3 protein-coding genes are annotated in these 15,596 nt (G+C 64.4%); 2 read left to right on the top strand and 1 reads right to left on the bottom strand.

Annotated features, from left to right (window positions below; genetic code table 11):
- Both FFY45_RS14315 and FFY45_RS14310 read left to right on the top strand, forming a co-directional pair.
- Nucleotides 1–675: a PA4824 family protein gene (locus FFY45_RS14315; RefSeq protein WP_176340934.1), complete on the top strand. Its 675-nt coding sequence runs from the start codon at nt 1–3 to the stop codon at nt 673–675.
- Between the two features lie 787 nt (nt 676–1,462).
- Nucleotides 1,463–4,312, top strand: coding sequence for a S8 family serine peptidase (locus FFY45_RS14310; protein ID WP_176340933.1), 2,850 nt, complete (start codon nt 1,463–1,465; stop codon nt 4,310–4,312).
- Between the two features lie 214 nt (nt 4,313–4,526).
- Here the strand turns inward: FFY45_RS14310 and FFY45_RS14305 are convergent, their stop codons facing one another.
- A complete protein-coding gene (locus tag FFY45_RS14305) occupies nt 4,527–15,563 on the bottom strand; it encodes an autotransporter-associated beta strand repeat-containing protein (RefSeq protein ID WP_176340932.1) in 11,037 nt (3,678 codons plus the stop codon).
- Between the last annotated feature and the right edge of the window lie 33 nt (nt 15,564–15,596).

Genomic DNA, 15,596 nt, shown 5'->3' with positions numbered 1-15,596 from the left:
ATGTCCCTGAAGCTGTTCCCCGCCCTGCTGCTGGCAGCTGCGTCCGTGCTTGCGTTCCGTGCGCAGGCCGCCGCCAGCCTGACCACTGACGATGCCGCCCTGACCCCTGAAGGACGCTGCCAGGTGGAAACCTGGCTACGCGGCTCCCGCCCGGGGCGCGAACTGACCGCCGTGCCTGCCTGCACCTGGGCCGGCAACGAAGTCAGCCTGGGGCTGTCGACATTCAGCGACCAAACCCGGGCCGGTATCGCCGCACTGGGCGTGAAGCGGCTGTTTCGCGATCTGGACCAGCAGCGCTGGGGCGTGGGTGCCTCGCTGGGTGCGAACTGGGACCTGCGCCGGCAGCGGCTGGATGGGCTGATCCTCAATGTACCGGTGAGCATTGCGCTGGATGCGGACCGGCGCAGCTTGCTGCATCTGAACGTGGGCGCGAACACGCCCCGCAGCGCGGCGATGGCGCTGACGGCAAGTGTGGGCGTGGAGCACACGCTCGGCCCCGCCTGGACGGTGCTGGCCGAGGCGTTTGGCGACGACCGTGGCGGTTTTGGCCAGCAGGCTGGACTGCGGCGCCTGTTTGGCGAGCGTGCAAGCATTGATCTACTGGCCGGATATCAGCATGGCGCAGACCACACGCCGTGGGTCACGCTGGGCTTCAATCTTTTATTGCCCGATTGATCGCTGGACTAAAAAAGCGCCTATTCGCTAACAGCAACGGCGTTTTTCCTGCCTAAAGAGACTCGGCTTCTATCGAGCAACCACTCGAATCACCCTAGCTGCCTATACAGAAATCTAGGCCGATTAGCATGCAAAAACCATTGAATTTTGCACAATCGATTCCATTTGTTGTGGCTGCTTAGTATAAATTCAGATGGATATACTAATTTAAACATTGACCGACGATAAAGATCCCACTGCTTTTATATCGCGGGAAAAATCATTCGCCGCTCATACGGCAGAGTCCGTTAGATTCGCTAACTTACGGTCGAATCCGCTACAGCATGTGAGGGATTCACCGACAGCTTGAGGTATATCCCTGATTCACTGCGATAGCAATCGCATTTAGGATTGCCGCCCCTTGAGAAATGTGATGTTTTACGGTCGCGTTCGCTACGGCTTTTCTCTGTACTAGAGCTCGCTAGTGGCATTCTAATCCTTTCTCGCTATGGATTAAATCGCAAATGTCTATTGGCTCGGTTTTTCTCTGAATTGCAACTGACCATTCAGGTTTTAGAGTTTCTGGATAGCGCCGTTAAACAATCTCGCAAGCACACGATTGGATGCATCACTGCATTCCCCGTGTTCTAAGCGGCGCTTATCCGAAGGGACGGATCGGCGACGAATAAAGTGAATAACCCGTGAAATTAAATGCCTCCGTCGGCATCAGCGCTGACGTGGGAAACCTTTGCGCCAAATTCAGATATTCAGCAGTAGCGGCGCGCCAAATGACCGGATTAAACAAACTATGAATCGCTCGCTACTCGCAACGACCATCGCATCCTGCCTCGTCCTGACCGCCTGTGGCGGCGGTGGCGGTGGCGGCAACGTCCGCAGTGACCCGCCACAGACCACGGTTGTGGCCCCGACGCCGTCCACGCCTGCACCTGCGACTCCGACGACACCGACGCCGGCTCCGACGCCCATGCCGACGGCGCCTGCCACCCCGACGCCCCCCACAACGCCGGCGCCGCCGGAAACCTCCACGGCCGACCCGCTGCCCAAGACCGCTCCCGCTCCGACACCGGTGCCCTCGCCTGCTCCTGCACCGGCCCGTTACCAGGGCCTGGGCAGCAACCTGCTGGTGCCGACCAATGCGGATCTGGCACAGCAGGCCGGTGCCCGCGGCCAGGGCGTGAAGTTGGCCGTGCTGGACGACAACCTGGTGCCGAGCTACGCGCCGATCAGCGGCAAGGTCGACAGCTTCAATGACTACACCGCCAGCCCCGGCACGCCGGAGTCGTCTGCGAACGCGTTGCGCGGCCACGGCACGGTCATCTCGGCGCTGGTGCTGGGGTCGGCGCAGGACGGCTTTGCCGGCGGTATCGCGCCGGATGCAGACCTGTTCTATGCGCGCATCTGCGCCGAAAATTCCTGCGGCACCCAGCAGGCTCGCCGCGCCGCGGTGGATCTGGCGGCTGCCGGCGTGCGGATTGCCAACCTTTCGATCGGTGCCTCGTATGCAGATGCTGCCAGCAGCGCGAACGCCGCGCTGGCCTGGAAGTTCGCACTGGCTCCGCTGGTGCAGGCCGATGCGCTGATCGTGGCATCGACCGGCAACGAAGGTGCGTCCGAAGCGTCCTACCCGGCCGCTACCCCGGTGCAGGAAGCCAGCCTGCGCAACAACTGGCTGGCAGTGGGCGCAATCAATATCGACAGCGCCGGCAATGCCGCCGGCCTGACCAGCTATTCCAACCATTGCGGCGCCGCTGCGCAGTGGTGCCTGGTGGCGCCGGGCAGCTACTTCGCCCCGGCCCTGGCCGGCACCGAGTTGCAGGGCCAGATCGCCGGCACCTCGTTCTCCACCGCTGCGGTCACCGGCGTGGCGGCGCAGGTGCTGGGCGTGTATCCGTGGATGAGCGCCTCCAACCTGCAGCAGACCTTGTTGACCACTGCTACCGACCTGGGCGACCCGGGCGTGGATGCGTTGTACGGCTATGGCCTGGTCAATGCTGCAAAGGCGATCAACGGCCCGGCGCAGTTCGTCAACAACTGGTCGGCGAACGTGACCTCCGGCTACGACAGCACCTTCAGCAACGACATTTCCGGCGCGGGCAACCTGACCAAGAACGGCGCCGGCAAGCTCACGCTCAGCGGCAACAACACCTACACCGGCGGCACCAGCGTCAGCGACGGCGTGCTCGCACTGTCCGGCAGCCTGCGCTCGGATGTGATCGTGCTCAACTCGGCTACGTTCGAATCGCACGGCGGTGTGATCAACGGTAACTACAGCCTGGTCAACAACACCGGCACCACCGCACTCGAATTGGGCAAGGGCTTGACCGTCACCGGCCAGGCCAGCCTGAAGGGCAATCTGCTGTTGCTGCCGGAAGCGGCTGGCTACACCGTCGGCAGCAGCGAAAAGATCGTCCAGGCGGGCAACCTGCAGGGCACCTTCGATCGCGTGCAGTACGCCAACAATTTCTTCTGGACCGCCTCACTCGCCTACGACCCCACCACCGTCACCGCCACGCTGACGCGTAATGCCTCCGCTGCCAGCGCGCAAGCGGCCGGTGCGCCGCAATCGGTGGTCAACGGTGCTGCGCAGGCCGATACGCTGGTCAAGGTGCTGGATACGCGTGTGGCTTCGGGCGACACCGACAATCTGGGTGGTTTGATCAGCGCTACCGGCTCGCTGCTGGCGGCGACCGATGCGCAGGTTGCCGCATCGCTGCCGACCCTGGCTGGCCAGGTACACGGCATCGAGCGCACGCTGGGCTTCCAGTCCGCGCTCAACGATGCGCGCGTGGCTGCCGATCGCCTGCCCTACCTGGCCGACACCACCACGCTGACCACCTGGATGCAGGGCAGCTATCTGGACGGCAATCTGGGCGGCAACGGTTTCGACTCGGCCGATTACACCCAGCAGTCCACCACCTTCGGTGTGGATCTGCCGATGGGCAGCGCCGGCACGGTCGTGGGTGCGGCGGTGAGCTCGGGTCAGGACCGTGCAAACATCGATGCCTCGGCCAGCCGTCTGCGCTCGGACCGTTATGCGATGACGGCGTATCTGTATCAGCCGATCGGCCAGGCCTACCTCTCGGGCATCGGTTCGTATGGCATGAGCAATGTGGAAACCGAGCGTACCGTGCAGGCCGGCAGCATCCGCGAGCGTCTGCAGGATCGTCGCCACGACACCAATTGGTCGCTGCGCGCCGAACTCGGCCTGCTGCCGCACGCGGGTTTGTCGCCGTTCGTTGCCGTCGGTGTGGTCAGCCAGAAGCAGGATGCCTTCAGCGAAGCATCGGCCACCGGCCTGGGCTTGAGTGCCAATAGCGACACGCTGCGCGCGGGCTACGGCGAAGTGGGCGTGCGTGGCCATCTGACGCGCGGCAAGTGGGGCTTCGATGGTCTGGTTGCTTACCGCTCGCTGTTCGGCAACCCGAACTCGGACTTCACCGCATGGTTCACCGATTTGCCGGAAGCGCGCTTCAACGTCGCCGGCGAGCCGGTGTCCAAGCAAGCGCTGCGTGCCTCGGTCGGTGTGCGTTACCAGGTGAACGATGCGTTCTCGATCTACGGCAACGTGGGTGCCGAGCGTGGTCGGTCGGATGCCAACAGCATCAACGCCAATGTCGGCCTGCGCTGGCAGTTCTAAGCGCCGTCTGCAGACCGGCAGTGTGGCCGCAAGGCTGCATGGCCGGTACGCGGAGTCGGCATGCACGACGCCCACGCTGCGGTTGCCGACGCGGCCGACCAGCGATTGCGGGTGCGCTGCAAGTGCAAGTGCAAGCATGACGCTGTACGTGCGTGCCGTTGTATCGGCCAAAAAAAAGCCCCGGCAGTGCCGGGGCTTTTTAGTCTGCAGTGAATCAGAAGTTCCAGCCCCAGGTGACCTGGCCGCCGTACGCGGTCTGGCCATCGCCGTTGAGTCCTTGCAACGACAACGACAGGCGACTGGCAGGCGAGGTGATCAGGCTCACGCCCAACTCGCCGACCACCGCATTCTTCGCCAGGGTGACGCTCTGCACCGAGAACTGCGAGCCGGTGCCGATGAAACCGGCCGAACGTTCCACAGCGCGGTCGCCGAACGCGTGCCGCCAACCCACCGACGCATACAACCCGGCCGCCTGGCCCAGCTGCCAACGCCCACGCACACCCACCGTGCTGGTGGTGTACTCGTCCTTGGCGCTGTCCACCGACAGCCCGGCAATGCCGCCGCGCTCGTTGAAACCATCGGTCTTCAGGTGCGTGTAGTCGGCTGCGATGAAGGGGCTGTACACCGCGTTGCCGGTGCGCAGATTCCAGGCCGCTTCCAGCGACACGGTGATGGCCTTGGCGTCGTAATTGCTGCTCAGCCGCTCTTCGAGCACGCCGGGCAGCATCACCCGACGCGTGCTGTCCACGCTGTAATCGGCATAGTCGACCGAGGCTTGCAGCGCGAACGCGGACCAATCGGCCTGGCCGTAGATACCGGCATGTGTGCCATCGATATCGGAGCGATCAAAGGACTCGCGCGAGCGGGTTTCGATGTCCTGATTACCGACCGCGATACCAAGCACGCTGCGCTCGCCGATGCGCCGTTCTGCACCGGCCATGATGCCGTTGTCCTCGCGCCGTACCGAGGCCGCATTGGCATCGCCATCGACACGATTGGGCAGGCTGCGACCGGTGATCCATACCGTGGTGTCTCCCACGCGCGCGTCCTGGCTATCGCCACGCAGATGGTTGCCGACGCCACTCAGCAGGAAGCGGCTATCCAGCAACGCAGTGGCCGTGCTGGCATGGCTTTCGCCAGACAGCGAGGCAAACGCGGTGCTGATCGCCTGCGGATCGTCGGGCAAGCGCACCACTGCCTGATAGACCGGGTTGGTGGTCGGCAACCCATCCACGGCAGCTGCGGCAGCCTGCTGGTTTGGCACGGTGACCGCATCGACCATGGCCACGGTGTTGCGACCCAACGAGACCGACAACGCCGTGGCGCTGGTGCTGACGTTCGGCTCGACAAAGGCGTAGTCGGAAACAACATTGCTGAACTGCCCGCTGAGCCCGCCAGCGGCGTTGATGACCGGAATTTCGGTAAACAACGGCAGATCCGTCGCACGCACCAGTTGCAAAGTGCTGCCAGGTGCCAGCGTGGCCGCACCGCCCACGCTGATGGGTGTGACCGCGCCACCTGCGCCAGGCGTGACCTGCAAGGTGGAGCCATTGCCGAGCGTGGCATTGCCGCCGACACTGATCGTGCCGGCGGTGCCGCCGATCACCACGGTGCCGCCCGAGCTCAGGCTACCGACGCTACCGCTACCGGTAAGCGTGCCGCCCGGACCTACCGTGACCGGCCCGCCCAACGCAGCGCCCGGATTGGCCGGGTTGCCTACGCTCAGGGTGCCTGCGGCGACCGTGGTCGGCCCGGTGAAGCCACTGCTGTTTGCGGTGACCAGCAAGGTACCCACACCATCCTTGAGCAGGCTGCCAGTGCCCGACAACGTCCCTGCGTAGGTGCCATTGCTGGTCTGCTGGAACACCAGCGCGCTGTTATTGGCGATGTTGCCCTGCAGGCTGTCGGTATCGCCGACCAGCGTGCCAGCAGCGATGGTGGTGCCACCGAGATAGGCGTTGACGCCATCCAGCGTGAGTGCACCGGCCCCGGTCTTGATCAACGTACCGCTACCGGTGATGTTGCCGGCAAACGTACCGGCGCCAGCCTGATCGAACACCAGTACCGCGTTGTCGAGGATGTTGCCTTGCAGGCTGGTGGTGTTGCCGATCAGGCTGCCGCTGGCAATCGTGGTACCACCGCTATAGGTGTTGGGAGCGACAAGTGTCAACGCACCCGCACCCTGCTTGATCACGCTCCCGGTGCCGCTGACGGCGCCGGCAAACACGCCATCGGTGGCCTGATCGAACACCAGCGTGCCGTTGTCCACCACGTTGCCCTGCAGGCTGGTGGTGTTGCCGATCAACGTACCGGCACTGACCACCGTGCCGCCGGTGTAGTTGTTGGGACCGATCAACTGCAACACGCCAGTGCCGGCCTTTTCCAGCGAACCAGTGCCGCTGACTGTGCCTGCATACACGCCGCCGGTGGCTTGGTTGAAGACCAGGGCCGCGTTGTTGGCGATGTCGCCCTGCAGGCTGGTGGTGTCGCCGATCAACGTCCCTGCCGCGATCGTGGTGCCACCGGTGTAACCATTCGCACCGTTGAGCAGCAGAGCGCCGGCGCCATCCTTGATCACAGCGCCAGTGCCGGTGATCGAGCCGGTGAACACACCATCGCCCACCTGATTGAATGCCAGGGTCGCGTTGTCGACGATCGCGCCTTGCAAACTTGCGCTATCGCCTACCAGTGTGCCGGCGTTGAGCGTGGTGCCGCCGGTATAGGTATTGCTGCCATCGAGCGTCAGCGTGGATGCACCGTTCTTGATCAAACCACCAGCGCCCGTGATCGGGCCGGTCAGCGCGAGATCGTTGCTGCCTGCCAGCGCAAGTGCACCTGCGCCTGTCAGATTGACTGCATTGCTCACCGTCAATACCTGATCGGTATCCAAGGTGGTGCCTGCTGCCGCAGTCAAGCTGCCGGTACCCAATGCCTGCGCATCGCCAAGCACCAGCGTACCGCTGGCAAGCGTGGTGCCACCGGCATGGCTGTTGGCGACGTCGAGCGTCAGCGCGCCAGCGCCTTGCTTGATCACGCTCCCCGTGCCGCTGACGGCGCCGGCAAACACGCCATCGGTGGCCTGATCGAACACCAGCGTGCCGTTGTCCACCACATTGCCCTGCAGGCTGGTGGTGTTGCCGATCAACGTGCCGGCACTGACCACCGTGCCGCCGGTGTAGCTGTTGGGACCGATCAACTGCAACACGCCAGTGCCGGCCTTTTCCAGCGAACCGGTGCCGCTGACCGTGCCTGCATACACGCCGCCGGTGGCCTGATTGAAGACCAGGGCCGCGTTGTTGGCGATGTCGCCCTGCAAGCTGGTGGTGTCGCCGATCAACGTCCCTGCAACGATCGTGGTGCCACCGCTGTAACCATTCGCACCGTTGAGCAACAGAGCGCCGGCGCCATCCTTGATCACTGTGCCAGTGCCGGTGATCGAGCCGGTGAACACACCATCGCCCACCTGATTGAATGCCAGGGTCGCGTTGTCGACGATCGCACCTTGCAAGCTTGCGCTATCGCCTACCAGCGTGCCGGCGTTGAGCGTGGTGCCGCCGGTAAAGCTGTTGCTGCCATCGAGCGTAAGCGTGCCGGTGTTGGTCTTGATCAGTGCACCGCTGCCGTTGATGTCGCCGGCCAGGGTCAGATCCGCCGGATTATCGACAGTGAGCGCAGCGCCCAGCGTGACCGCGTTGCCGAGTGTTGCGGCAACTGCATTGCTCAGCACCGCATCGCCGACTACCGACAAACTGCCGCTACCCAGCGCGGTGTTGCTGCCGACGGCCAGGGTGCCGTCGCTGAGCACGGTGCCGCCGGCATAGCTGTTGTTGCCGCTGAGCGTCAGCGTGGTCGCACCGTTCTTGATCAAGCCACCGGCACCGCCAATCGCACCGGTCAGGGTGAGATCGTTGCTGCCCGCCAGCGTGAGTGCACCGCTCAGATCCAGCGCATTGGCGACCGTCAGTGCCTGATCGGTATCCAGCGTGGTGCCCGCTGCCGCCGTCAGCGTACCGGTACCCAATGCCTGTGCATCGCCCAACACCAGCGTGCCGCCACCGAGTGCGGTGCCGCCGGTGTAGGTGTTGGCGGCGCCCAGGATCAATGTACCGGTATCGAGTTTCTGCAGCGTGCCGGTGCCACCGATGCTCACATCGATGGTGCCGGTGGCGCCCGGATCGACGCGTACGATGGTGGTGGCCGCATTGGCGCTCAGCGCACCGGCGCCGGCATCGCTCAGCACGTAGCCGTCGCTGGCGAACTGGATCCCGGTGATGCCTTGTGTACCCTGCACGCCTACGTTACCTGCCGGGCCGGCGAAGACGGCGAAGCTGTTTTGCCAGTCGCTGTTGAGCAAGCCATCGGCCGTGGTCCAGTTGGTCGGACCCGCTGCCCACACGCCTGCGCCGCCATCGATGCTGCCGTTGGCCAGCGTCTGCGCACCATCCCAGAACTGCACGTTGGTGCCGGGTGCGGAGACCACCACGTTGACCTGCTGCGACAACCCGGTTTGCAGCGCCAACTGGGTAAGATCGATGGTGCCCGGAATGGTGCCGAAGCCCAGCCCGTTATTGGTCATTGCGCCGGTGTAATCGATCAGGCGATACACGCCATTACCGAAACCACCGATGTCGGTGATGTTGAGCGTGCCGTCCAGGGTGAGATCGCCGTTGACCGCCAACACACCCGTGTTGCTGGGTGTGCCGAGGAACGCATCGATGCTGGCATTGGGCGCCAGGTTCAACATGCCCGTGGTCAACACCGCACCGCTGGTCACCACCAGACGGCCGCCATCGTTAACGGTGACCGGTGCAGCGACCTCGCCGCTACCGCTCAGCGTGCCGCCCGTTGCGACGGTCACACCGCCAGTGCTGGCCAGAATGCCATCCACATCCAGCGTCCCTGCAGTGATCTGCGTGGCGCCGCCGAGCGTGCTGGTGCCGGTGAGCTGCACCGTGCCCGTGCCCACTTTCTCCAGATTGCCGGCATCGCTCAGGCTACCTGCAAAGGTGCTGCTGACGTTGTTGACGCCCAGCTGCAGCGTATTGCCGCCAAGGATCGCAACATTCCCCTGCCCGGTCAGCGCACCCAACGCCGTGTTGCTGCCCAACGAGAGCCCGGCGCCTGCCGCGACATCCACTGCGCTGGCATTCCCCAACGCACCAGGTGCAGCGGTCGCCAGCACACCGGCCTGCACCGCCACCGGGCCGGTGAAGCTGTTGGGGCCGGACAAGGTCAGTGTGCCCAACCCGTTCTTGGTCAACGCACCGGCACCGCTGATGGCGCCGGCCAGTGCCAGATCGTCTGCACTGGCAATGGTCAGATCGGCACCGAGATTGACTGCATTGCCCAAGGCCAGCGCAATCGCGTTGCTCAAGGTGGAATTGCCCAGCACAGACAGGCTGCCGACACCCAACGCGCTGTTGCTGCCAACCGCCAACGTGCCTGCGTTCAACACGCTGCCGCCGACATAGCTGTTGGCGCCATCCAGCGTCAGCGTGGACGCACCGTTCTTGATCAGACTTCCCGCACCGCTGATCGCACCGGACAAGGTCAGATCGTTACTGCCAACCAGATTGAGCGCACCGCCTAGCACTACCGCATTGCCCACTGCCAATGCTTGATTGCTATCGAGGTTGGTGCCGGCTGCCGCAGTCAACGTGCCGGTGCCCAGTGCCTGCGCGTCGCCGAGCACCAGGGTGCCGCCGCTGAGTGCCGTACCGCCGGTGTAGCTGTTGGCCGCGTCGAGCACCAGCGTGCCGGTGTCGAGTTTCTCCACGCCACCAACGCCGGAAATCGCGATGTCGATCGTGGCAGTTGCACCCGGGTCCACACGCACTGCGGTCAACGGTGCGACCACGTCCAGCGCACCGGCGCCGGCATCGGTCAACTGATACCCGTCGGTGACGAACTGCAGGCCACCGATACTCTGCGTGCCCTGCACGCCCACCGCACCTGCGGTACCGGCAAACACCGCAAAATCGCCCTGCCAGGTGCTGTTGGCGGTGCCATCCTGACTGGTCCAGTTGGTGGCCGCGCCCCAGGTGCCGGCGCCACCATCGACCGTGCCATTGGCCGTGGTCTGCACGCCGTCCCAGAACTGCACGATGCTGCCCGGCGCGGTGACCACCAGATTGAGCTGCTGGCCGATGGCGGTCTGCAAGGCGAGCTGGCTCAGATCCACGCTGCCGGGAATCACGCCGAAGGCCAAGCCGTTATTGGTGAGCAGGCCGGTGTAATCGATCAAGCGATACACGCCGGTGCCGAAGCCACCGATGTCGGTGATGTTGAGCGTGCCGTCCAGGGTGAGATCGCCGTTGACTGCGAGCAGACGCGTGTTGCTCGGCGCGGCCAGTGCGACATCGAGAAACGCACCCGATGCCAGCGACAAGCCACCCACGCTGAGCGAGGAGCCACTGGTCAATGCAAGCCGGCCGCCATCGCCGATGGTCACGCCACTGGCCACACTACCGTTCGTGCCGGTGCCCGTCAGCGTGCCGCCGAGCGCCACGTTCAACGCGCTGGTGCCGAGACTGCCGATCACATCCAAGGTGCCGCCACTGACTTGCGTGGCACCACCGATCGCACTGGTGCCGAGCAAGCGCACCGTGCCCGCGCCGACCTTGTCCAGATTGCCGCCACCGCCCAGGCTGCCGGCAAAATCGCCGCCGCCCAATTGCAGCGTGCCGCCGGCATCGGTGTCGACATTGCCGGCACCACTGAGTGCGGTGATCAGGCCGCCGTTGGTCAGATTCAACGCTGCGCCCGCCGCGACATCGACGTTGCTGGCATTGCCCAGCGCCGCGCCGGTGCTGGCCACCAGCGTGCCGGCCTGAATCGCCAACGGGCCGGTGTAGCTGTTGCTGCCATTCAAGGTCAGGGTCCCGGCGCCGGTCTTGATCAAATCGCCTGCACCGCTGATGTTGCCGCTGGCCAGCATGTCTGCGCCGTTGTCCACGGTGAGCGCTGCGCCAAGTGCGATGTCGTTGCCCAAAGCCACCGCAATCGCATTGCTCAACGCCGCGTTGCCGATGACCGACAGGCTGCCGGTACCGAGTGCATCGTTTGCACCGACTGCAATGGTGCCCGCAGCCAATGTGGTGCCGCCTGCGTACGTGTTGCCTGCATTGAGCGACAACGTGGTGGCGCCATTCTTGATCAGGCTACCGGTGCCGCTGATGGCACCGTTCAACGTCAGATCGTTGCTGCCGATCAGGGTGAGCTGATCATTCAACTGCACCGTGTTGCCCAGCGTCAGCGCTGCATTGGTATCCAGTTCCGCAGCGCCGCCGACCAGCAGGCCACCTACCCCCAACGCAGTGTCGTTACCCAGCACCACACGCCCTGCATCCAGCGCAACGCCGCCGCTGAAGCTGTTGGCGTTGTTCAAGGTCAGCGTGGCCGCGCCTTGTTTATCCAGACTGCCGATGCCGCTGATCACGCCATTGAGCGTGGTGTCCTGCGTGCCGGGCAGCGTCAACGCGCCGTTCAATGCGAGCGCATTGCCCAGTGTCACTGCGGTGGTGGCATCCAGCGTGGTGCCAGCTGCCGCAGTCAGCGTGCCTAATCCCAGTGCGGTATCGCTGCCGACCAGCAACGCGCCGCCCTGCAATTGCAGGCCGCCCACCCAGGTATTGTTGCCAGTGAGGGTGAGCGTCTGGGGGCCGTTCTTGATCAAGCTGCCGGCGCCATCGATCACACCATCGAGCGTGAGGTCCTGGCCATCGATGCCGAGTTGACCGGCAACGTTGAGCGCGTTCTGCAACGTCACTGCAGTGCTGGCAGTGAGTTGCGTCCCATCGGCAGCAGTGAGTGCGCCGGTGCCCAGTGCAGTGTTGCTGCCGACCACCAAGGTGCCGGTGTCCAGCACAGTTCCACCGGTGTAGAGATTGTTGCCGGAGAGCGTAAGCGCACTAGCACCCTGCTTGATCAGGCTACCTGCGCCACTGACGATACCGGTCACGCCAAGATCGTTGTTGCCGGTAAGCGAGAGCGCGCCGTTCAGGGCGACATCGTTGCCGATCGTGGTTGCGGTGGTGGCTTGCAGTTGCGTGCCATCGGCTGCCGTCAGCACGCCGCTGCCCAGTGCAGTAGCGTTGCCGATCAGCAACGCGCCTGCATTGAGATCCACGCCGCCGGCAAAGGTGTTTGGTCCACCCAGGGTGAGTGTGGCGCCGCCGTCCTTGATCACCCCACCCACGCCGCTGACAACGCCGTTGAGCGCAAGATCCTGGCTGCCGCCGAGTTGCAGATCCGCTTCCAGTGCCACGTTGTTATCGACGATGCGTGCTGCGGTGCTATCGAGCAGACCGCCGCCGATGGTCAGGGTGCCTGTGCCCAACGCCGTATCGCTGCCCAGTACCAGACTGCCTGCAGACAAGCGCGTACCACCGGCATAGGTGTTGTTGCCGGCCAATGTCAGACTGGCCGGGCCGAGCTTGTCGAGACTGCCGGCGCCGGTGATCGCACCATTGAGCGTCAGCGCATTGCTGCCACCCACGTTGACCAGGCCAGCCAGTACAATCGCATTGGCGAGCGTGCTCACCGTGGCGTTGTCCAAGGTGGTGCCGGCGGCAGCGCTGAGTGCACCAACGCCGAGTGCGGTGTCGCTGCCCACCGTGAGGCGACCGGCACCGAGCGTGGTGCCGCCGGTGTACAGACTGTTGCCGCTCAATGTCAGGTCGCCACTGCCGGATTTGATCAGGCTGCCCGCACCGCTGATATCGCCACTCAGGGTCAGTGCCTGCGTGCCATCGAGGCTGAGCGCGCCGGTGGTCAGCGCAATATCGTTGGCCACCGTGGTAGGCACCGTGCCCTGCAGACTGGCATTGCCGGTGACGGTCAATGCACCGCTGCCGAGTGATCCGTCATTGGTCACCTGCAGGACGCCGGCATTGAGCAGCGTGCCGCCGGCATAGGTATTAAGCCCACCGAGCGTGAGTGTGCCGGTGCCGAGTTTGTTCAACGTACCGCTGCCGCCAATCGTGCCCGTCAAGTTCAAGGCAGTGCCGTTGCTGCCCACGCCCATGGTGTCGGTCAACGTAATGGCATTGCCTAGCGTTGCCGCTGTGGTCGCATCGAGTACGCCGCCACTGGCGGTCAGCGTGCCGGTGCCCAGCGCCGCGTTGGAGCCGACCACCAGCCGCCCGGTGCTCAGCGTGGTACCGCCGGTATAGGCATTACTGTTGGTCAGCGTGAGGTCGCCCGCACCGCTCTTGATCAAACTGCCGCCGCCAGTGATGGCACCGCTGAGCGTGAGCGCCTGCGCGCCGGTCCAGTTCAACGGACCTGCGAGGTTGATGCCGTTGGCCACCGTCAACGCAGCGCCGGTGCTCAGGTTGGCCGGGCCGGTGACATTCAATGCGCCCGTTCCCAGTGCGGACGCCGTGCCGAGCTGCAACGCGCCCGACGCCAGCGTGGTTCCGCCGGTATACGTGTTGGTGCCGTTGAGCGCGAGCGTGCCGGTGCCGGTCTTGTTGATGCCACCGGCACCGGCAAGCGTGCCGTTCAAGGTCAGCGCGTTGCTGCTGGCACCCAGGCCCAGGGTGTTGGTCAGCGCAAATGCATTGTTCAATGTCAGCGGAGCAGTGGTATCCAGTAACCCGCCCGCTGCGGTCACCGTGCCGGTGCCGAGCGCACCGGAGGTTTCCAGCAGCACGGTGCCAGCACCCAGCGAGGTACCACCGGCGTAGGTATTGGTGCCGCCAAGGGTCAGCGTGCCGGTACCGACCTTGGTCAGCGCGCCTGTTCCGCTCACAACACCGCCGAGCCGCACGTTGTTGGCACCACCGATGCTGACGTTATTGCCGAGTACGAACGCATTCGGCAAATTGACTGCAGCACTTGAAAGCACGCTGCCGCCGGTTGCGTTGACGGTGCCACTTCCCAGCGCGCCGTTGTTGCCGACGGTCAGCGCGCCACCGAGCAGGTTCACGCCGCCGGTAAAGGTATTGGCACCGGTCAAACCCAAGGCGCCGGTGCCGGTCTTGGTCAGCGCGCCGGTGCCGGTGATTGGGCTGGCGACGGTCAAGCCGTTGGCGCCTTGCAAGGTCAATCCACCTGCACCCAGCGCGATGCCGCCGGTGGGATTCAGCGTCAACCCTGCGGCGGTGGCCTCCAGTGCACCGCCATTGGCAGCGATGCTGGTGCCGAGCTGGGCAGGGTTTGCGAACTGCAGCACGCCGCCATTGAGCGCGCTGCTGCCGAAGTTGCTGCCGCCACCGACCGACCAGGTACCGCTGTTGACGCGCAGGCTGCCGAAATTGATGTACTGCGCCGTGCTGAGCGATCCAACACCGGTACTGCCAGTGCCGGTGCCGGTTGCCGAGTTCTGCAGGATCAGCGTATTGGTGCCGCCTGCACCGCCATCCACCACGCCGGTCTGCGCGAAGCTCAGCAAGCCGCCGGGACCCAGCAGTTCAAGCGCCAGTCCACCGCTGCTGTTGACGCTGCCGCCCGTCACTGCAGTGAAGCTGTTGGTGCTGCCGGCCCCCAGCGACACGCTGCCGTTGATGGTGCCCGAGTTGACGAAGGTATTGCCGGTGGCCGAACTCTGGAAGCCCACACGTCCGTTGATGGTGCCCGTATTGACCGCATTGACGGTACCGCCACCGCTGACCGCAATCACCGGCGTATCGGAACTCAGGACCGACAGATTCAACAATGCACGGCTATCGATCAGGCCTGCGTTGTTGATCTGCACAACGCCATTGCTGGCCGAGGTGATGCCCAGCGCCATGCCGTCGAGATTGAGCAGGTTGGCACCAAGCAGGCCGCCGGTGCCGTATATCGTGCCGGTGCTTAGGTTATTGGCAGTGACCAACGTGGAACTGGCATTGCCCATGGTGACGCCGGTGCTCAACACCGACAACAAGCCAAGCACGGAAGGGTCGACCGTGCCGCCATTGTTGAGCGTGGCATTGGTACCACTGAGCGCGATGGCGGTGCCACCGAGCAACCCGGCAGTCATTTGCGTGCCGGCTGCGACATTGACCGTCAAGTTGTTTGCGCCGCTGGCAAAACTATTGCTGGTGATCGGCAATCCGGTGCAGGTGACGGTTGCGCCCGCCGCAGGTAGCGCCGGTGTACATGCTCCCCAGGCCAGAGCGGGTGCGGCGGCCCCCACCGCCAACACAACCAGGCTCGACAAACAACGACGGGTTGCCCCGGACTTGCGCCGCCGACGCACCAACTCATGCGTTACGACCCAATTGCCAATCGCCGCGTTCCAGACCAGCGCAAATGCACGATTCATTTCATTTTCCCCTGATTGCCGTACAGAGACCGG

This window comes from Xanthomonas hortorum (genome assembly GCF_011305375.1).
GTDB classification, from domain to species: Bacteria; Pseudomonadota; Gammaproteobacteria; order Xanthomonadales; family Xanthomonadaceae; genus Xanthomonas; species Xanthomonas hortorum_E.
The sequence above is the reverse complement of the archived record's forward strand: the minus strand, read 5'-3'. Positions and strand labels throughout refer to the sequence as shown.

Bases quoted from the DNA above. Each gene is read 5' to 3' on its own strand.
- FFY45_RS14310 (WP_176340933.1), top strand. From the start codon at position 1,463: ATGAATCGCTCGCTACTCGCAACGACCATCGCATCCTGCCTCGTCCTG.
- FFY45_RS14315 (WP_176340934.1), top strand. From the start codon at position 1: ATGTCCCTGAAGCTGTTCCCCGCCCTGCTGCTGGCAGCTGCGTCCGTG.
- FFY45_RS14305 (WP_176340932.1), bottom strand. From the start codon at position 15,563: ATGAATCGTGCATTTGCGCTGGTCTGGAACGCGGCGATTGGCAATTGG.